This window comes from Anabaena catenula FACHB-362 (assembly GCF_014698735.1).
Taxonomy (GTDB): domain Bacteria; phylum Cyanobacteriota; class Cyanobacteriia; order Cyanobacteriales; family Nostocaceae; genus Anabaena; species Anabaena variabilis_A.
The window spans coordinates 237,440-257,289 of sequence record NZ_JACJTQ010000002.1 but is presented as its reverse complement, the minus strand read 5'-3'; the positions used below and the strand labels follow the sequence as shown (position 1 = coordinate 257,289).

Genomic DNA, 19,850 nt, shown 5'->3' with positions numbered 1-19,850 from the left:
TTAACTCAGTGCTGAATTTCCCCTAACTTGCTGCCCTATGCGATGCTGTATTAGCAACCCAATCGCCATTCCCATGCCCACAATTGCTGTAAAGTAAAATAAACCAATTAATCGGATATACATTGGTGGGGCAATTCCCTCAACTTCTACTGATTGCGCTACTTTCATCGCTGGAAATTGACGTTTAGATTCTGGCAGAGAAATTGCTTCTACCTCTACCTTATGTGGTGCGCCATCAAAAAATTGTTCTTGCCATATTAACTTCCCTTCTTGGTTAGGAAATCCATTGTAAGCAAACACTGTTAAATTATCTTCTAAAGCAATGGCTTTCACTTGTAATCCTACATCTTTAATAGCTGCTCCTGTCGTGCTATCCTTGACCTCAACCGCTAAATTTGCCAACTTTCCCACAGTAGCTAGTTTATCCCCTGCAATCTTGACTTCCATGCCCTGAGATTGGCTAATTGATGGGGCAATCTTCTCATTTTTATGAGAATGTGCGTCACCATGAGCTTCCGCAACTTCCGCCGTGATATTAATAAATAATAGAGTAACTATTGCTACTACAGTTAATGCACTTAACAACAACCGGACTGACTGCGGTGCAATTTCCCCTTCTCTCAATTCCTCTTGTCCACCAATTACCCAACCGCCTAACAATCCCAGTGATAATAAAATTGCTGCAACAACAGCAAAATATTTATATTTCACTGGATTTTCTCTAACATTCAAATTCAAAGTTTGCTGATAACTCGCAAAAGCATTTGCAACTAAAGGAGAAACATTGACTTGAATTTGATAATTACCACGAATTGGTAACATCTGCTGAAATTCTAACTTACCATTAGGTGCAGCAGCCTCCAGTTCTAATAACTTAGTTCCCTCAACCATAGGAAAATCTGTAGTTAATAAAAGATTACGTGAAGGTGTCGAAACTTGTAATTTAATTAAGGCATTTTTTAACAGTTTTCCGCCAGCATCAACAGCTTGCAATGTGAAAGAAACCGGAGATTGTTCCCTTTCTGTACCAGCTTCAAAGGGAAGAATTTTTTCTAACGGTGGGTTTGTAGAAAGCAATACTTGAGATTGAGGAGTTTGAGAAACCCCCACCAAAGAATATAAAATTGATAAACAAATACAAGCAGCACTGATAACACCAAACAGTCGATATCTTTTCATACAAAATTAGGACTTAACCGCAGATGAATATTTTACAGCCAATTAGTCAGTAGATGGAGTTGGGAATTTAGGTAAAAAGCCTAACACCAAGTTTGGTTTACTCCTAAATCCTAACTCCCGAATTCTAATTTACTTTATGATAATTTAATGACAGGCAACACCTAAAGTATGGTGACGCGCTGAGTGTGTTGTGTTATGCGCTGGGGGATATGTAGAGAAAAACACAGTCCAAATCACTAAAGAAGATAACATCATATAAAGTGTTACCTGTACTGGCTTAGAAAGGGTAATACCCGCAGTTTTTTGTAATACTGAATTACGAGCAAAAGCAGTCATTTGTGAACTCCCATAAATAGTTGGGCTAATTTATCAAAATTAAAGTGTATTTTGCTGCTTAGTGACAACAAGATATTGATAACACCAGCAGCCATTGTCAAAATCCTAGCACTTTATTTCATTTACTAGGCAGGAAGCATCATCTGTACTCCAGTCAACGCTAAATAAACCAATATATCAGGAATAGTCCTGAAAATTAGTTTTTCAAAGTTATTGACAATAATTATTAAGTTTTATATTATACATAAAGCTAATTGCAAATAATTCGCATAATTCGCAGTTTTTACCCACGCATATCCCTATTATTCTCATGTCTGACAACTTTACTCTCAGTAAAGATAAAATTTGGAGTCGTCGCCAACTGCTGAAACTGGGATTTGCCGGTGCTGGAGTCATAGGTGCGGGGGCAATTTGGCAGATGTTGAATACCAAAAATCATGCCAGTGTCAGAGTACCACCAATGGAAATGGCAACATCAGATGCTGCTACTAACCCCATGCAGGTGTTACGAGATTTTGATTATGGGACAATTAAGCAGGAAAATGGGCGCACAGTCCGCGAATTTCAGTTAATTGCTGGTACTTCCACAATTCAGCTTAATAGTGCTGTCTCCTATAACATTTGGGATTTAAACGGGCGTATTCCTGGTCCAACACTACGGGCAAAACAAGGGGAAAGAGTAAGAATACTTTTTCTCAATAATGCTGGACATTCCCATTCTCTACATTTTCATGGCGTTCATCCCTCGGAAATGGATGGGGTGCGTCCCGTGAGTAACGGTAAAGCGACAATTTATGAATTTGATGCCGAACCCTATGGCGTTCATTTGTATCACTGTCATGTTGCCCCAGTTACCCGTCACATTGCTAAGGGTTTGTATGGAATGTTTATTATTGACCCTCCTAAACCCCGTCCTCCGGCTGATGAAATTGTTTTAATCATGTCTGGGTATGACGTGAATGATGATAACCGAAATGAATATTACGCCTTTAATGGTCTTCCGCACCATTTTATGCATCATCCCATCCAAATTTACCAAAATCAGTTAATTCGGTTATATGTGCTGAATATTATTGAATTTGACCCCGCTGTGACGTTTCACCTCCACGCTAATTTCTTTGATGTTTATCGTTCCGGGATGACTATGACTCCCAGTGAAAAAACAGATGTTTTAACAATGGGTGTTGCAGAAAGGCACATTTTAGAATTTGCTTTTCGGTATCCGGGTAAATATATGTTTCATCCTCATCAGGATGCTGTGGCTGAAAATGGATGTATGGGTCAATTTGAAGTCGTCGCCGAAAAAGACTCCAAAAACCCCCGCAAGCAAATCTAAATCCCTAGTTATGAAATCTTTAAACCATTTTTTCTATCTATATATATTAAGAATTTTTATGATCTGATATGAATATTTTTTCTGTATATAACTACTAAAAAATGAAGAGAAGAGTTACTAAAAAAATAACTATCAAGTTTGTCAAAAGTATTCAATTCCCTAAGAGCAAAAATGATTAAATACCATTACATCTTCTTTTCTATCGCTGCTTGTGCCATATTTTCCCTGAGTTCTTGTACCAGCGACACACCAACAGCAGATATTAAATCAACACCAGGTACAGTCCCAAGTACAGCCCAAGTGACGGAAACTAACCCCCACAGTGGTCACGGTGGTAAAGCCAAAATTAATATTAATAGTGCTATCTTGTCCGAATTGGATAAATTTGAAGCTAAACTAGGGGTTCCCGCTTTATCTAACAAAATTCAAGCTAGTCGTCCCTACGCTAGTCCAGAAGATTTAGTTAGCAAAAAAGTAATTACTCAACAACAGTTTGACCAAATTAAAGACATGGTGACTGTTCAGGAAGTGGTACTTACAGGTGAAGCAAAAGATGTGGATTACATAACCAAACTGGGATTAATGAAGGGACATCTTTTAGTAGCCAAAGAACTGCTAGATCAAAATCAGCCTAAACAAGCCGAACCTCATATTGGACATCCAGTTGAAGAAATTTATGTTGATGTTGAAGAACAACTCAATGAACGCAAAGTTAAAGAATTTAAAAGCAACTTGGTAAGTTTGGCTGACTTAATTAAATCTAATCCCAAGGATGCCAAAATAAAAACTAACTTTACCACTTCTGTGCAAGCCGTTGATAGTGCGATCGCAGCCCTACCCGCAGAGCAACTTTCAAAATCGAGCTTTGTGCTACAAGTAATTGGTGGTTTGCTAGATGCAGCTAACTCAGAATATGGTGCAGCAGTTGCAAATGGCAAAATTACCGCCCCCATTGAATATCAGGACTCCCGTGGCTTTGTAGTCTACTCTAATGAACTATATAAAGGGATTTCTAGCCAAATGGCTCAAGAAAATCCTGAAGTACACAAAGCCATAGATACAGCTTTGGCTGAACTGGTGAAAGTTTGGCCAACTGCTATCCCACCCGCCCAAGCACTCAAAACCCCTGAAGATGTTACCAAATTGGTGAAAACCATAGAGGAAAATACTCAAAAAGTGCGAGAAAAAACTAGCACTAAAGCACAAATTTAGTAATCAGACACCATTGGAACCACAGAATAAGCAGATTAAAATGATTGATAAGAGAGAAAATAGTGAAAAGTTAAAAGTTAAAAGTGAAGAATAATCCCAGCTTCTAACACCTAAAAACTGTATAACTCCTAACTAAATTACTCTCAATTTGTAATTTTGCTGAACTTAACAACAAATGCAAGAACTCGACCAAAAAAAAGCCATAGACCTACTCAATGCCATCATGGAATTTGAACTAGCTGGGGTAGTCCGCTACACCCATTATTCCTTAATGGTGACAGGCCCAAACCGCATCCCCATTGTCGCTTTTTTCAAAGCCCAAGCCGCTGAATCTCTACTCCACGCTCAACAAGTAGGAGAAATTCTTACAGGTTTAGAAGGGCATCCCTCACTGAAAATCACCCCAATGGAAGAAACTTATAAGCACACAGTCAAAGATATTTTGACAGAAAGCTTATCCCATGAAAAAACAGCATTGGATTTGTACAAAAGTCTCCTAGAAACCGTTACTAATGCCAGCATCTATTTAGAAGAATTCGCCCGTGGCATGATAGGACAAGAAGAGATGCATAATCTCGAACTGAAGAAAATGTTACGCGATTTCAGCTAATATTATCTGGTCATTAGTCAAAATTTAAACATTTTTGAACTAATGACCAATGACTCATGACAAATAAAAAAGAACATGGATTTTACTACTGCCTTACCTACTTTTGTAATTACCCTCCGAGAAGGAGTAGAAGCAGCCCTTGTAGTGGGTATTGTCCTGGCTTTATTAAAAAAAGCTAAACAATCTCGACTTAATTCTTGGGTATATGCTGGTGTTGGTGTTGGTATTATTGTTAGTGCTTTAATCGGTGTTTTATTTAGTGGAATCATTAAATTCTTAGGATCTATTAATCCTCAATACACCTCTGTAGTTGAACCCATTTTAGAAGGTGTGTTTAGTCTGTTAGCAATAGTCATGCTCAGTTGGATGCTAATCTGGATGACTAAGCAAGCCAGATTTATGAAAGCGCAAGTTGAGGGAGCCGTCACCGAAGCACTAACACAAAACTCAAATGCAGGTTGGGGCGTTTTTAGTTTAATTTTAGTTGCTGTTGTGCGTGAAGGTTTTGAAACTGTCCTCTTTGTAGCAGCCAATTTTCAACAAGGTTTATTACCTACTTTGGGCGCACTTGGTGGTTTAGCCGCCGCTGCCGCAATTGGTGTTTTATTATTTAAATGGGGTGTGAAAATTAATATCCGCCAATTTTTCCAAGTCATGGGCGTTTTATTAGTTTTAATTGTCGCTGGATTAGTAGTTTCAGCTTTACAACATTTTGATGATGCTACAGCTAACCTTGCTCTCAGCAATCGTGCTTCCGAAAACCTTTGTTTTTATTATGAACACTTTACTAGAGTTCATTCTTGCATCTTAGGGCCAATGGTTTGGAATACTAAGAAAATTTTGCCTGATGAACAATTTCCTGGCATCATTCTCAAATCTTTATTTGGTTATAGAGACAACCTCTATCTAGTACAAGCTGTTGGCTATTTACTGTTTCTACTAAGTATTGGTGGTTTGTATTTCCGCAGCATCACTGGTGGAAAGAGTCCAAATCAAAAACGTGTTGCAATTGCTCAAAAATAAAACCGCAGAGATAGATACAGCAGAATTAAGAGGTAGAGACGTTCCGGTGGAACGTCTGTACAAAAGTAGGGCTGTAGCCCTGACTACAAACTTTTAATTATTTTACTAATAAAGCTTTATTCAACTGCTCAGAAGCTTTCTCAATCGCATTTAAGCTACCTGGATTTACCAGTCCATAATAATCAAAAACATAAACTCGGTTATTTTTAGTAGCTTGTAGTTTCTGCCAAAACGGTTCTTTTTTTAAGGAATCTAATAAGGTTGGTTCGGCATTAACGACTATTAAAACTTCTGGATTTGACTCTAAAACTTTCTCTGCTGAAAGTGTCACATACCCACCAATGGGACTGTTACCTTGTAATTCAGCAGCTATATTTTTAGCTCCAAATCTGGCAATTAAATCACCTGCCCAACTATTTTTATTTGGTGTTAAAATCGGTTGGCGACTAACTAAAACTAAAGTAGAAGGATTTTGAGTTGGGTTATTAGGTAAAAGGGTTTTGTAGCGATTTAATAACGGTTGAGGATCTACATCAATTGCTTGAGCCAGTGTTTTAGTTAGTTCTTCTAAAGATTTCCAGCTATTTATTTGAGTAGATAAAGTGGGTATTCCTAGCTGTTTAAGTTTTTGCATGGGTACGTCAGAAAACCCAGTTGTACCAATCACTAAATCTGGTTTTAAAGAAACAATTTTTTCTAAATTTGGCGGACTTTGACCTTCGCTAACACGGGGAATATTTTCAAAGTTGGAGTCATTTTTAAATAAGCTACTACCAGTAATTCCGACAAGTTTACTTTTATCTAACTGCAAGATAATATCAGCTGCGAGAGAGGAAAGAGAAACAACTCTTGTGGCTGATGTTATGTTGGATTTTTGTGGCGATATTTGAGTTGTTGCTGTGGTACAGGAGAATAAGAAGAGAGTTAAGATGAGTGTTATTGCAGATGATATCCAAGGCATAATTAATTTTTTTTAACGCAGAGGAACGCGGAGGTAACGCGGAGGGACGCGGAGGTTAAGAGGTGAGGAAGAGATGAGTTTGTTTTTATTATGGCTTAATTAACTAAAAGTTGCTGTACATCTTCTGGGGTGTTGCAGTTAAAGAGGATATCAGGTTCTGATAAGGGTAAAACTTTTACTGGATATTGTTTCAGCCACTTTTGAAATGAGCGTCCTCCTTGGTTGATAAAATCTAATAGTAGGGGTAAACAACGACTGCGATAAAAACCACAAAGTGGTTCCCAACCTTGAGGATTTTTTACTAAATAGGCAATATTTTCTTCTTCTACAGAATCTAGTCTTTTCACCCAATCTTGCAACACTTCAACTCGCAAGTTCGGTAAGTCACAAGCTAATAATAATACCCATTCTGTTTTGACTTTCTCCAGTCCTTGTGCAAAACCTACTAGGGGGCCTTGTGTGTCGCTGGGGTTTTCTTGTATAAATTCACATCGAGGCAACGGCAAGTGTTGATATCGTTCTGGCCAAGGTGTGACTATATATATGGTATCGGTGCAACTTTTGGCGACATTGCAAATTCTTGGCAATAAGGGTATTCCCTGAATGGGAATTAAGGCTTTATCCTCACCCATACGAGAACTTTTGCCTCCTGCTAAGACTATGGCGGTTAAATTAATCATAGGAACAAAATATTTTTTGCTACGTCCGTAAACAAAAAGTGTCACAAAATTATTGTCAAATAAGGATGTGATTGGTTTTGCTAGGGGTGGTGTGGATTTAGCAGCGTTAAAAATCCAAAACCGCAAAAATTTACCACATCTGAGTTTAGCTCGTTCTGGTGCAGCAAAGGTGGGTTATCGAGTGTTTGCGATTAGCATTGGATAATTATAACAAAGCTATTGCTATTAATCGAGATTATGCTGGACGAGGGGTTGTTTATCATCAACAAGGAAACTACACAGCCGCTATGTCTGAATATAATCAAGCAGTTGCTAAAGATGCTAATAGTTTAGCTGCAGTTAATAATATAGGCTTCATTAAATATGAAAAAGGAGACATAGAAACAGCCATTAAACAATGGCAACAAGCGTTTAAAATTAACAATAAAGTCGCTGAACCCATGTTAGCTTTAGCTGTGGCTTTGTATGGTAAAGGGGAACAACAACAAGCTTATCAGTTAGCAGAAACGGCATTAAAGTTAGATAAAAACTTTGCCGATGTCAACTTTATGAAAAAGAATCTTTGGGGGGATAAAATCATAAGCGATGCTCAGAAAATGCTATCAACTCCCCAGATGAAAACCTTGTTATCACAGTTGCGGTAATATCAATATACATCTCATATCCCCGATTTTTTTTAACAAGTGGGCGATTTAAAACATCAGTAAACAATTTTCAGGATTTTAATCCCATCAACATCACAACTATCAAACATCCTGTAAATCCTTAAATCCTGGATATCCTGATTCAGACAATTAAAATCCCATCAACATCACAACTATCCCGCATCCTGTAAATCCTCAAATCCTCGATATCCTGTATCCCTTACGGGAGGCGTAAGCCATATCTGACAAAAAAATCATCAATATTTTACGGATGCTTACCCCAGTAGATGTATTAACTATCATCCACTAGGAAACGGTATAAACTCTATGTCCAATTATAATCAAGCAGTTGCTATAGATGTCAACAACTTAGCAGCTATTAATAATATAGCCTTCATCAAATATGAACAGGGAGACAAGGAAACAGCCATTCAAAAATGGCAACAAGCCATAAAAATTAACAATCAATCTGCTGAAGCCACCTTGGCTTTAGCTGTAGCTTTGTATGTTAAAGGAGAACAACAACAGGCTTATAAATTAGCAGAAACTGCATTAAAGTTAGATAAAAACTTTGCTGATTTTCATTGTATGAGAAAGAATCTTTGGGGTCAAAGCATAATTACTGATGCTCAGAAATTGCTATCTACTCCCAAGATAAAAACCTTGTTATCACAGTTGCGTTAACATCAATAAATATCTCTTAACAAGAATGTAGAGATTTTGCATAAAACGCCTCTACATTTTTGGAACTGTCAAATTGCAGCAGTTTTCATGTATTTAGACCACACTGTTGATTTCTCTCTGTACCTCAGCGGGAGAAAAAAATGTGGTTTATTTACCTGAAAATAGCTGTAACATAGTCGGGGTATTAGCTTCGTTAACTGAAAAATTATGGGTAAGCAGCGCGTTCTGTCGGGAGTTCAACCAACTGGTAACTTACACTTGGGTAACTATTTAGGTGCGATTCGCAACTGGGTAGAAATTCAAGACCAGTATGAAAATTTCTTTTGTGTGGTGGATTTACACGCCATTACTGTACCGCACAACCCCGCCACTTTAGCGGCTGATACTTACACCATTGCTGCTCTTTATTTAGCCTGTGGTATTGATTTGAGTCATTCTAGCATTTTTGTCCAATCTCACGTTTCCGCCCACAGTGAACTCACCTGGTTGCTAAATTGCATTACCCCCCTTAACTGGTTGCAAGACATGATCCAGTTTAAGGAAAAAGCCGTTAAACAAGGGGAAAATGTCGGTGTGGGTTTGTTAGATTATCCTGTGCTAATGGCGGCAGATATTCTGCTTTATCAAGCGGATAAAGTGCCGGTGGGTGAAGACCAAAAGCAACATTTGGAACTGACGCGGGATATTGTCAACAGGTTTAATCACCAATTTGCGAAAAAAGCACCTGTATTAAAATTACCAGATCCTTTGATTAGAAAAGAAGGTGCAAGGGTGATGAGTTTGACAGATGGAACAAGGAAAATGTCAAAATCAGATCCTTCGGAATTAAGCAGAATTAATGTTTTAGATTCCCCAGATCAGATTACCAAGAAAATTAAACGCTGTAAAACTGATTTGGTGCGGGGTTTAACTTTTGATGACTCAGAACGTCCAGAATGTCATAATTTATTAACTCTCTATACCCTACTGGCTGGAAAAACCAAGGAAGAGGTAGCGGTTGAATGTGCAGATATGGGTTGGGGACAATTCAAACCTTTGTTGACAGAAACGGCGATTAATGCTTTAAAACCAATTCAAGAAAAATATCAGGAAGTAATGGCGGATAAAGGTTATTTAGAGTCAGTTTTGCGAGATGGTAGGGAGAAAGCGGAGGCTATAGCTAATCAGACTCTAATGCAAGTCAAAGCTGCTTTGGGTTTCTCTGTTCCTCTCTAAGGTTTAGGCTTTTAGGTGTAATGTGTTTTACCCTATTAGAAAACCGAAAATTTAATGTTATGCCGGATACCCATAGCTCCAGTGCTTTTAATAACTTCCGTAAAGCAGCCCTTGCGGGTGAATTTTTAATTACCGCCGAAGTTGCACCTCCGAAGGGCGGAAATCCCACCCATACAATCGAAATGGCGGCGACTCTTAAGGGAAGGGTTCATGCTGTCAATATTACCGATGGTAGCCGCGCTGTGTTGGGAATGTCTTCGTTGGCAGCGTCGGTGATTTTATTGCAGAATGGAATTGAGCCGATTTGCCAAGTTGCTTGCCGCGATCGCAATAGAATTGGAATACAAGCAGATTTGATGGGCGCTCATGCTTTGGGTATCCGCAACATTTTAGCTTTAACTGGCGACCCTGTAAAAGCCGGTGATCATCCTGATGCTAAAGCCGTTTTTGATTTAGAAGCTGTGCGGTTATTGCAGTTAATTAGGAAGATGAATCAGGGTGTTGATTTTAATGAAAAACTCCTCAATGATGGTGCATTAGATTTATTTGCAGGTGCAGCGGTAGATCCTCAATCTAAAAGTTGGTCAGGTTTGCAAAGTCGGTTTGAAAAGAAGATAGAAGCAGGGGCGCAATTTTTTCAAAGTCAATTAATTACTGATTTTGAAAGATTAGAAAAGTTCATGGATAAAATTGCCTCTAGTTACAATAAACCAATTTTGGCGGGAATTTTTCTGTTGAAATCAGCAAAAAATGCCCAGTTTATTAATAAAGCGGTTCCAGGTGTGAATATTCCTGAACACATTATTGATAGGTTAGCAAAAGCGAAACAGCCGTTACAAGAAGGGATGAAAATTGCAGCGGAACAAGTGCAGATTGCGCGGGGATTGTGTCAGGGTGTGCATCTGATGGCGGTGAAGCGGGAAGATTTGATTGCGCCAATTTTGGATTTAGCAGGAGTGGGAAAGGTTAGTTAGAAGGAAAAAGCGGTGTTGCATAATTAAAGTATGAATTTAGTAGAGACGTTCCATGGAACGTCTCTACAAGGATTTTGACATCACGCATATTTAAAGAAAGGTCGATGTCTCTTATATTGATATAAGAAATAGATTTGATGGGTGATAAATGTTCCATCTTAATATCAACTTGAAGTTTTCACATCTAAAAGATGTCTAGTCTGTCTAGTCCCCAAACTTTCATAGCGATATTAACTAAAATTTCTTGACGTTTATTAATAGCTTCATAATCCCACATTCCAAAATGAATTAGGCCAAGATTAACCATTGCACGATTTATTTGTGTATTATTACCAACATGAGGTTTTTCAGCCAAGGAACGAGTAATCAATATTTTCGATTGTTGATATCCCAATAGTTTATTTTGATAGTTTTTATCAGAAATAGAACTATTTATAGTTTTTTCTAATAAAGTCAAATTACCGAGTTTACTAGAATAAGAATCTTGTTTAGCTTGAGGTAAAATATGTTCAATAGTGATTGATTTATCTAAGTAAAAATCTAGAGATTCAGAGTGACCGAAGGCTTCTTTTTCAACATATTGAGTTATTTTAGCTAATAAATAACGTAACCGATACTTCGCTAAATTTGATCCAGAAGTTTGGCTTACAGATTGTTGAAATTCGTCTTTCAATTCTGTGATTTGAGGGATAAAATATTTATCAACAAAATCATCTAGATTTTCAATAGTTTTCACACATCTTAATTCCCTTGACCAAATAGCAAATTCTCTAGTAATATTAAAGTCTTTTCGCCTAGTTTTTCTAGTAATAGAAATAATAAAAAATAAGTTTTCAATATAATATGATAGTTTTTCAAAAATAGCTTTTTCTAAAAAATGTCCTCCTAGCAATAATAGTAAATGAGCTTTGACTCTACCTTGGATTTTACCAATAGCTTTTAAATGTAAATTATCTGATCCATCAATATTTTTTCCCTGACTAAATTTACAATAGTGATCAGCAGCTAAAATAAGATCATCGAGAAATTTCACGGGATTACTTTGAATACCTTGTTGTTCTCCATATTTAAGAAACCAATCGTAAATTTCTTCTTCTGGAAAACTATTTGATAAGTCAACCTCGTAATGAGACATCAAATAATATCGTAAAAATTGTAAAGGTTGTTGTTTATTTTCATATAGTAATTTTAAAAGTTCTTCCCACTTTTTCGTTAAAGCTTGCCAATGGCGGTCTCTTGCCTGTTCTTTCGCCGTATGAATGAATAGGTAATTTTTTAATAAATCAACAGGAGTTAATCCTATACCTCTTTCATTAATTGTTTCAAAAACCTTTAAAGCATTTGTTAAATTAGGGGTTTCAATTCTAATTAATTTAGTTCGGTTGGCGATAGCTGTCGAAACTTTTTTATATAATTTAATATCTTCTTCTAAATTCTCTGAAAAATATTTTTTAATCACTTTCCATGCTTTCGCTATATTATCAGCAGACGCTGAAGATTGTAGTAATAACTTCTCAGGTTCTTGTCCATCTAATATATAATCATTAATCACTTTTTGCCCAAAGCTATCATATTGAAGACTTAATCGAGGTTTGTCAATATCTTCGCCTGTGTCTGTACTTTGAGTAGTACCTTGTAAATAACCTTCTATCGCTTTTGAATTATCACCCAGTTTTTTAATAGAATCTCTAATGACACAAAATATCAGATATATAGTAGTGAGTCTTTGTTGACCATCTATTAATTGAAAAGTTTGTTTATCATCAGTAGAATCTGGATATACAACAATCGAACCTAAAAAATACTCGGATAAAGTTGTATCTCCTTCGTCTAGACCTAATCCTTCAAATAAATCTTCAAGTAATTTTTGAACCTGATCTTTTTGCCAGACATATTCACGTTGAAAATCTGGGACAATATAGAAATCCTGAAAGATTGTTGAAAGACTGAGGTTTCTTGATTCAATAGTAGGAATAGTAGACATAAGTTTTTTTTGAATTATCTTAAATAATGAATTTCGATTAGGGAAGTGAGGCTTTAAAGATCCATCATAAAATTATACTACATACACTGCTTCAGTATGAGAGATCGTTTCTTCTTTCTCTTGCAACATCACTTGTTTACGCTCTTTATACTCAATATACTGAGATAGAGCATAATTGATACTGCTTTTCCACCGCTAAATATTGCGGAAAATCCATGAGTTCTTGAAAATCCTGAAAGTTCATCAAACCCGGTAAATTATCAGTAATTCCCTATTCTTTTAAGTGACGCAAACAAACACTCATGACTTCAGTTACAGCCATGAGTGTAGTCAGGGGAAAAAAGACAATTTTAAAACCCAAATTTGGCCATTCTATGGTAGAAAAGGGGGGGAGCTTTGCCACCTTCAACAATATCTGCCACCAGTGGCACATGAGGAAAAGCAGCGGCTTGGCAATTCTGCTACAAATTGAGGTGCTTTTTACTGCTAACTGCTAACCGCTGCTGTAACTCCTAAAACCGTCCATTCCCCTGGACAATATGCTTCACAGTCGTCAAAGTCTCCAAACTAATAAATCCCCTGCGATGTCCTTTTTGATTCGACATTCCCAAAAATACAGCATCTCCCCGTGAAGAGTTGCGGGAAAACCGAGGGGAAGCATTGATATAGGTAGAGGCGCTGTTGACTCCTAAAGCAAATTGCCGGCTTTCCTGGTAAGATTCCGTAACAATGCAATCAGCATGACCACTGCTATATTGATTAATCCAAGCGATCGCATTTTCTAAGCTATCCACCAATTTAAAAGCTACTGTTTTCGTTAAATACGGCGTTCCCCATTCTCCATCTTTCGCTAACTGCAACTGAGGAAAAGCTTCTACTAATTCCACATCTGCTTTGAGTTCAAAGCCTTTGTCCTTTAAGCTATTCCACAACACAGACAAGGAAGATGGTAAAGCTTGACGATGAATGAGAACCTTTTCAATGGCGTTTACCGGATCTGGTTCACTCTCATGACTATCGAGAATCATCCAGCGCACCATTTCCAAGCTACTATTGAGCGACCAGTACAGGTAACAATTACCCATCGCTGACTTTAAAACAGGACAAGTTGCTTGTCTTACCACCTGCTGAATTAAGCTAGAACGTCCATAGGGAATGACTAAACTTAAATACTGGTCTTGAGTCACTAAATCTCGAATTGAAGCACCATGTTCGGCTGTAACCAGTTCTATACAACCGGCTGGTAAACCGACTTCAGTAATAGCATTTTGCAGTACTTCTGCGATCGCTGCGTTAGAATGACTAGCTTCCGTACTGCCTTTGAGAATCAAACTATTACCAGTTTTAATACAAAAACCAGCTGCGATCGCACCCAAATCAGGAAAAGCCTCATAAATAAATCCAATCACGCCCAAAGGCATCAACTGGGTATAACTCTGAGAATCTTCCTGTTGATAATCGGCAGTTCTCACCCGTCGCAATGGATCTGATAATTCCCCCAACCGTTGGAGAATTTCCACTGTATTCTCTAACCTTGAGGGAGTTAGCTTCAACCAATCTAAAATCAACTCTGATACCGCCATTTCTCGACTGGCTTCTAGATCCAATGTATTGGCTTCTAGAATGTCGTCAAATGAACGTTTTAGCGCTTTTGCCATTGCCAGCACAGCGCGACTCCGATCTACTCCCTTTGTGATACCTAACTTCAGGGAAGCTTGATAAGCGCGTTTAGCACTCTTTACAGGTTCAGAAAAATCATCAAAAACTTCAACGGTCATTGAGTTAACGTCTGTAGGTAAGCCAGACCATGATTGCTGGCGGGATAGCCAACAGCAGTGCTACTATTGCCCAAACAAGAATGCTTGAAGCATTGGCTAATCGCAGTGCTAATGGTAGCCCTATAATCACTAACACGAAAATCATGCCTAGCGCTATCGGCCGATAATTTTCTCCCCATCGGGGTTGGATAACACACCAACTATTTCCCGTCCAGCGCCAAGCTCGCTTATACGAATAGGTGGGGGAAAGTAGTTCTAGCACTTGACCATGATCTTCCACAACAAAAATTTTCTGACAGCGATCGCATCCAAATGCTTCTGTTAGCGTAATCGGGATTAATTGCCCACGGCGACGGCAAGGACAAATATATTCCGTATTTAAGTCTATTTTTTCAGGTTTTTGAGATGGCACAAGCGATATCAATAACTTGAGCGTGTTTTTCTTAACTGTTCTAGCTGGTGACTCCAAGAAGTAATTCTTGGACTACTATTTCTAAAAGTCAGCTTCAGCCAGCGGAATTCTTCAACACCAGTTGCTACCAGGAAGAAAACTTCACACTTTTTAAACGCTGCTTTCAGCAGTTTTAGTCATGGCGGATATCGCCACAGTCATCACTATTTCTAGTATATTTCTGGCTGCATTGTAGTTGCCATTTTCAAATTGACAAAATACTTAGCCGGAAAAAATTCCGCTACCCTGAATTTTGCGTAAGGTTGATAAATGCTGCATTACGGCATAATAGCTCAGATTCAACTTGCCCTTTGCCTTTGTTCTTACATAAACAGGTGTAATCAGGGATTTAGTAATCTGAGCCTTTTGATATTAACTGAAAAGCGGGTAACGCGATTCGAACGCGCGACATCAACCTTGGCAAGGTTGCGCTCTACCACTGAGCTATACCCGCAACTTTCACATTAATATAACTATCTCAGATTTCTCCTGGTTTGTCAACCCCTAAATTTATGTTTTTTGGTCATTGGTCATTGGTCATTGGTCATTGGTCATTAGTCATTGGTCATTAGTCATTGGTCATTGGTCATTGGTCATTGGTCATTGGTCATTGGTCATTGGTCATTGGTCATTGGTCATTGGTCATTGGTTATGGGGAAGAGGTTATAGATAATTCTGCCCCCTGCTCCCTGCTCCCTGCCCCCTGCCCCCTGCTCCCTAAACCACCTCTGACTCCACGGGATTTTGGATTGCAGCTGGAAGGGTTTGAGCATTCCGAGCATAAGGTTCTGCTAGGCTAGAGCGTAAATTACGCATCAGGCTGGCCATTTCTATGGCATTCATGGCATAATCCCAGCCATGATTACTTTTAATTCCGGCTCGCTCTAATGCCTGTTGCATCGTGTCCGTTGTCAAAATGCCAAAAATCACGGGTACGCCTGTTTGAAAGCTGGCAGCAGCAATACCCTTCGCTACTTCAGATGATACATAATCAAAATGGGGCGTTTGTCCTTTAATCACCGCACCCAGGCAAATTATGGCATCATAACGATGGGAGAGTGCTAACTGCCGAGCGACGGTAGGAACTTCAAAACTGCCTGGAACCCAAACATAGTCTACTTGATTGCCTTGAGGATCGGGATTTATACCATGACGTTTTAGACAATCTTGACATCCTTCTACAAGTTTGAGAGTAACTAAGTCATTGAATCGACCAATCACCATTGCAAACCGCAAAGGCTCTGTTTGAGTAAAATTTCCCTCAAAAACTGCCATGACTGCCTCTTAAATTAACTATAAATTCTTAGCCAATACACTTTTCTGCCGTCAATATAGAGGAGCAGGAAAGCAAGTTCAGGAAAAAGTCATCAGGAAAAAGAAAATCTCTCTTTTTCTTCTTTGACCTTGTTACCTTAGCTTTTCTGCTCCTCTAAATTTTTATGTTATGTGCTTGTGACTGTTTGTAGCCGTCGTCTACACCACAAAAAAGTTTAATATCCCAACTAAAACCACTAAAACAGTCCAAATTCCAGAACCAACCCACAGCAGCTTTTTCGATTCAACCCAATTTTGAGGGGTTGCATAAGCGACAGGAACGCCAATCACCAAGACAAAAGACATTAGAACTAGAGATACTAAAGCAAATTGGAATACTAAGGTCATTTTTACTTTTCCCAACACAGCGATATCGTAAATTGTCCCAAGACTGTCGCTGTATGATGGACAGACTGGGTTGTTCAGTGACCCCTGTGAACTCACTTGGTCTTCTGAACCATTAATATTTTACGTCCGGTTTGTAACAGATGATCAATTGTCATTAGTCATTAGTCATTAGTCATTGGTCATTGGTCATTGGTCATTGGTCATTGGTCATTGGTCATTGGTTATGGGGAAGAGGTTATAGATAATTCTGCTCCCTGCTCCCTGCTCCCTGCTCCCTGCTCCCTGCGCGCTGTACCCTCCCCCTCTGCTCTCTTTACTGTTACCTGTCACCTATTCCCTATGGATTTAATTCTTTGTCACACAACTGCTGATTTTGACGCTTTGGGGGCGGCTGTAGGCTTAACTTGTCTGCTACCAGGGAGTAAGATTGTGCTAACTGGGGGAGCGCATCCGCCTGTGCGTGACTTTTTAGCGTTACATCGGGATGAGTATGCGCTGATTGAAAGACGTTCGGTAAATCCAGAAAAGATTCGCTCTTTAACGGTTGTGGATACTCAACAGCGCGATCGCTTGGGTAAAGCTGCTGAATGGTTCGATTTACCCAATATCCAAGAAGTTGTAGTTTATGACCATCATCTCGGACAAGATAGTGATATTCCTGCCACACAATTGTATCTTGACCGGGTGGGAGCTACGACAACCTTAATGGTGGAAGAATTACAAAAACGTCATATTTCTTTAACTTCTGCCCAAGCAACTGTCATGGCTTTGGGTATTCATGTCGATACAGGTTCGTTAACTTATGACCAATCTACACCCAGAGATGCTTTAGCGTTGGCTTGGTTGATGGCACAGGGAGCGAGTTTATCAGTAATTTCCACCTATCGTGATCCCGGTTTATCGCCACAATTGCAACAATTATTAAGTCAGGCTTTGGAAACTTTAGAGTATATTTGTCTCAGGGGATATACGATTGGTTGGGTGATATTAAAAACAGATGGTTTTGTGCCAGGGTTATCAAGTTTGGCTACAGAACTGGTCGAATTAACAGAAATTGATGCCATATTATTGGCAAATGAATATGCTTTAGGTGATGATGAATGGCGATTAACTGTGATTGGGCGATCGCACATTTCCGGTACAAATCTGAATCTTCTCTTTCAAGTATTTGACGGTGGTGGACATTCTCAAGCCGCTTCCTTGAATCTTCGCACACAAGACTCACAGCCAATCTTGCAGCAACTCCTAGATGGGTTAAAAGCCCAAATTCCCCATCCCCCTACAGCTAGGGATTTAATGTCTTCCCCAGTCCGCACCATTCGACCAGAAACCACAATAGCCGAAGCACAACGCATTTTACTACGTTACGGCCATTCAGGTTTATCTGTCGTCAATCCCCAAGGCCAATTAGTTGGTATAATTTCACGACGTGATTTAGATATAGCCTTACATCACGGCTTTAGTCATGCACCAGTTAAAGGCTACATGACAACCAATTTAAAGACAATCACCCCAGATACCACTTTGCCACAAATTGAGTCCTTAATGGTGACTTATGATATTGGACGTTTACCAGTATTAGAAACGGAAAATCTCGTTGGTATTGTCACCCGCACCGATGTTTTAAGGGAATTACATCAAGCCGATACATTTGATGGAGAAATACAAAAAGATGGTGAAATTAATATTAATTTGCCACAATTGCAAAATAAATTAAATCCTCAACTTTGGCAACTACTTACCACCGCATCTCAAGAAGCAGAAAAACGCGGTTGGCATCTTTATTTAGTAGGTGGTGCAGTGCGGGATTTGCTATTAGCAGAAACTGAAACCGGCACTTTAATGATTAATGATATTGATTTAGTAGTTGATGGTTTTCATAAAACAGCATCTGTGGGTGCAGGTGTAGAATTAGCAAAAGCACTCCAGGAAATTTATAAAAATGCCCGTTTAGAAATTCATGGTGCATTTCAAACTGCCGCCTTATTATGGCACAAAGACCCAGAATTAGATTCATTATGGGTAGATATTGCCACTTCTAGAACTGAATTTTATCCTTATCCAGCAGCCAATCCAGAAGTTGAAGCGAGTTCAATTCGTCAAGATTTATATCGACGGGATTTTACTATTAATGCTATGGCATTACGGTTAACTTCTCCTCGTGCTGGAGAATTACTTGATTTTTTTGGTGGTTTCTTAGATTTACAAGCCAAGCAAATTCGGATTTTACACGCTAATAGCTTTATTGAAGATCCTACTCGAATTTATCGCGGTGTCCGTTTTGCTGTGCGGTTTGGATTTGAAATTGAAAAGCGCACTGAGGAATATATTCATTATGCCATAAATAGCGGAGTATATGACCGCACTTCCCAAGAAAATAGCAAAACACCTGCTTTACAAACTCGTCTCAAAACAGAATTAAAATATATCTTATTAGCACCTTATTGGCAATCAGCTTTAAAATTGCTGGATAATTTAGGTGCTTTGCAGTGTATCCATCCTACCCTAAAATTAGATTCAGAACTCTGCCGACAATTAAATTTATTAGAACGCTGTTTAGGGAGATTTGACAGAAAAAAAACCTTAAGCAATTGGCAAATTCGTCTAGAAGCTTTAATCAGTTATTTAAAACCAGAATATCGAGCAAAGGTAGCCAAAAATCTGCAATTAGCTGATGATAGTATTGCCAGATTAAAGAATTTATCCCACACTCAAGCAGAGATAAACACATTATTACCTACCTTCGATCATCCCAGTCAAACTGTAGATTTACTCAGAAAGCATGATTTACCAACTTTAATCTTAATTGCTTTACAAAGTTCCCGAAACATTAGAAGAAAGATTTGGCAATATTTAACAATATGGGCAAATGTACAGCCGCTATTAACTGGAAATGATTTAAAAGAATTAGGTTATAAACCTAGTCCAGAATATAAGCAAATTCTTGATGATTTATTGACTGCTACTCTGGATGGTTTAATTAAGGATAAAGCAGAAGCAAGAGAATTTTTAGCCCAGCATTATCCTCGATAATTTAGATGAGAAATATGAGGTTTATATGCACATAAAAACATTATCCTCTTCTATTTGCGTAGGACTTACGCAAGATGTAACTGAAAAC

At 38.5% G+C, this 19,850-nt stretch carries 21 protein-coding genes and 1 tRNA gene; 12 read left to right on the top strand and 10 right to left on the bottom strand.

Annotated features, from left to right (window positions below):
* Together H6G68_RS03105 and H6G68_RS03100 are read right to left on the bottom strand one after the other, a co-directional pair.
* Complete coding sequence (locus tag H6G68_RS03105; protein WP_190905301.1) at positions 1–1,179, bottom strand: hypothetical protein; 1,179 nt, start codon at positions 1,177–1,179, stop codon at positions 1–3.
* Positions 1,180–1,323: 144 nt separating this feature from the next.
* Positions 1,324–1,515 carry a CbtB domain-containing protein gene (locus tag H6G68_RS03100; RefSeq protein WP_190905300.1) on the bottom strand — a complete coding sequence of 64 codons (192 nt, stop codon included), beginning with the start codon at positions 1,513–1,515 and terminating at the stop codon, positions 1,324–1,326.
* Positions 1,516–1,825: 310 nt separating this feature from the next.
* On the opposite strand from H6G68_RS03100, the gene H6G68_RS03095 reads away from it, so the two are divergent.
* The 4 genes from H6G68_RS03095 (at position 1,826) to H6G68_RS03080 (ending at position 5,696) form a co-directional block, all read left to right on the top strand.
* Positions 1,826–2,851, top strand: coding sequence for a multicopper oxidase domain-containing protein (locus tag H6G68_RS03095; RefSeq protein WP_190905299.1), 1,026 nt, complete (start codon positions 1,826–1,828; stop codon positions 2,849–2,851).
* Between the two features lie 171 nt (positions 2,852–3,022).
* On the top strand, positions 3,023–4,063 hold the full coding sequence (locus H6G68_RS03090; protein WP_190905298.1) for a ComEA family DNA-binding protein: 1,041 nt from the start codon (positions 3,023–3,025) through the stop codon (positions 4,061–4,063).
* A 175-nt stretch (positions 4,064–4,238) separates the two neighbouring features.
* On the top strand, positions 4,239–4,673 hold the full coding sequence (locus H6G68_RS03085) for a ferritin-like domain-containing protein (protein ID WP_127056030.1): 435 nt from the start codon (positions 4,239–4,241) through the stop codon (positions 4,671–4,673).
* A gap of 75 nt (positions 4,674–4,748) precedes the next feature.
* The gene (locus H6G68_RS03080; protein ID WP_190905297.1) at positions 4,749–5,696 is read left to right on the top strand and encodes an FTR1 family iron permease; all 948 of its coding nucleotides are present in this window, start codon (positions 4,749–4,751) and stop codon (positions 5,694–5,696) included.
* Between the two features lie 97 nt (positions 5,697–5,793).
* On the opposite strand, the gene H6G68_RS03075 is transcribed toward H6G68_RS03080, so the two are convergent.
* The gene (locus tag H6G68_RS03075; protein WP_190905296.1) at positions 5,794–6,657 is read right to left on the bottom strand and encodes an ABC transporter substrate-binding protein; all 864 of its coding nucleotides are present in this window, start codon (positions 6,655–6,657) and stop codon (positions 5,794–5,796) included.
* A gap of 95 nt (positions 6,658–6,752) precedes the next feature.
* On the bottom strand, positions 6,753–7,337 hold the full coding sequence (locus H6G68_RS03070) for a molybdenum cofactor guanylyltransferase (RefSeq protein WP_190905295.1): 585 nt from the start codon (positions 7,335–7,337) through the stop codon (positions 6,753–6,755).
* Between the two features lie 52 nt (positions 7,338–7,389).
* Between H6G68_RS03070 and H6G68_RS03065 the strand changes: the two genes are divergently transcribed.
* The 5 genes from H6G68_RS03065 to H6G68_RS03045 all read left to right on the top strand — a co-directional run bounded on the left by H6G68_RS03065 (position 7,390) and on the right by H6G68_RS03045 (position 10,854).
* The gene (locus H6G68_RS03065; protein WP_190905294.1) at positions 7,390–7,542 is read left to right on the top strand and encodes a hypothetical protein; all 153 of its coding nucleotides are present in this window, start codon (positions 7,390–7,392) and stop codon (positions 7,540–7,542) included.
* Positions 7,535–7,981 carry a tetratricopeptide repeat protein gene (locus tag H6G68_RS03060; protein WP_190905293.1) on the top strand — a complete coding sequence of 149 codons (447 nt, stop codon included), beginning with the start codon at positions 7,535–7,537 and terminating at the stop codon, positions 7,979–7,981. The genes H6G68_RS03065 and H6G68_RS03060 overlap by 8 nt, the downstream gene beginning before the upstream one ends.
* 327 nt (positions 7,982–8,308) lie before the next feature.
* Positions 8,309–8,665, top strand: coding sequence for a tetratricopeptide repeat protein (locus tag H6G68_RS03055; RefSeq protein WP_190905292.1), 357 nt, complete (start codon positions 8,309–8,311; stop codon positions 8,663–8,665).
* A gap of 207 nt (positions 8,666–8,872) precedes the next feature.
* Positions 8,873–9,880, top strand: a complete 1,008-nt coding sequence (trpS, locus tag H6G68_RS03050) for a tryptophan--tRNA ligase (RefSeq protein WP_127056035.1) — start codon at positions 8,873–8,875, stop codon at positions 9,878–9,880.
* Between the two features lie 59 nt (positions 9,881–9,939).
* On the top strand, positions 9,940–10,854 hold the full coding sequence (locus tag H6G68_RS03045; RefSeq protein WP_190905291.1) for a methylenetetrahydrofolate reductase: 915 nt from the start codon (positions 9,940–9,942) through the stop codon (positions 10,852–10,854).
* Between the two features lie 184 nt (positions 10,855–11,038).
* Here the strand turns inward: H6G68_RS03045 and H6G68_RS03040 are convergent, their stop codons facing one another.
* Positions 11,039–12,838: a DUF262 domain-containing protein gene (locus tag H6G68_RS03040; RefSeq protein ID WP_190905290.1), complete on the bottom strand. Its 1,800-nt coding sequence runs from the start codon at positions 12,836–12,838 to the stop codon at positions 11,039–11,041.
* 302 nt (positions 12,839–13,140) lie between these two features.
* Between H6G68_RS03040 and H6G68_RS27770 the strand changes: the two genes are divergently transcribed.
* Positions 13,141–13,335, top strand: coding sequence for a hypothetical protein (locus tag H6G68_RS27770; protein ID WP_190905289.1), 195 nt, complete (start codon positions 13,141–13,143; stop codon positions 13,333–13,335).
* A 15-nt stretch (positions 13,336–13,350) separates the two neighbouring features.
* Here H6G68_RS27770 and H6G68_RS03030 read toward each other — a convergent pair whose 3' ends face one another.
* The 3 genes from H6G68_RS03030 to H6G68_RS03020 form a co-directional block, all read right to left on the bottom strand.
* On the bottom strand, positions 13,351–14,616 hold the full coding sequence (locus tag H6G68_RS03030) for a glutamate-5-semialdehyde dehydrogenase (protein WP_190905288.1): 1,266 nt from the start codon (positions 14,614–14,616) through the stop codon (positions 13,351–13,353).
* A 4-nt stretch (positions 14,617–14,620) separates the two neighbouring features.
* The gene (locus H6G68_RS03025; protein ID WP_190905287.1) at positions 14,621–15,028 is read right to left on the bottom strand and encodes a hypothetical protein; all 408 of its coding nucleotides are present in this window, start codon (positions 15,026–15,028) and stop codon (positions 14,621–14,623) included.
* A 421-nt stretch (positions 15,029–15,449) separates the two neighbouring features.
* Positions 15,450–15,521 (bottom strand) — tRNA-Gly (locus tag H6G68_RS03020).
* Positions 15,522–15,593: 72 nt separating this feature from the next.
* Here H6G68_RS03020 and H6G68_RS03015 point away from each other — a divergent pair.
* Positions 15,594–15,740 (top strand): hypothetical protein, encoded by a 147-nt coding sequence (locus H6G68_RS03015; protein ID WP_190905286.1) that lies wholly within the window; start codon positions 15,594–15,596, stop codon positions 15,738–15,740.
* A 44-nt stretch (positions 15,741–15,784) separates the two neighbouring features.
* Here H6G68_RS03015 and ribH read toward each other — a convergent pair whose 3' ends face one another.
* Positions 15,785–16,342 carry a 6,7-dimethyl-8-ribityllumazine synthase gene (ribH, locus tag H6G68_RS03010; protein WP_071191761.1) on the bottom strand — a complete coding sequence of 186 codons (558 nt, stop codon included), beginning with the start codon at positions 16,340–16,342 and terminating at the stop codon, positions 15,785–15,787.
* Positions 16,343–16,540: 198 nt separating this feature from the next.
* Positions 16,541–16,729: a photosystem II reaction center protein PsbZ gene (gene psbZ / locus H6G68_RS03005; RefSeq protein WP_127056042.1), complete on the bottom strand. Its 189-nt coding sequence runs from the start codon at positions 16,727–16,729 to the stop codon at positions 16,541–16,543.
* A gap of 339 nt (positions 16,730–17,068) precedes the next feature.
* Between psbZ and H6G68_RS03000 the strand changes: the two genes are divergently transcribed.
* Positions 17,069–19,762, top strand: coding sequence for a CBS domain-containing protein (locus tag H6G68_RS03000; protein WP_190905285.1), 2,694 nt, complete (start codon positions 17,069–17,071; stop codon positions 19,760–19,762).
* Positions 19,763–19,850: the final 88 nt, after the last annotated feature.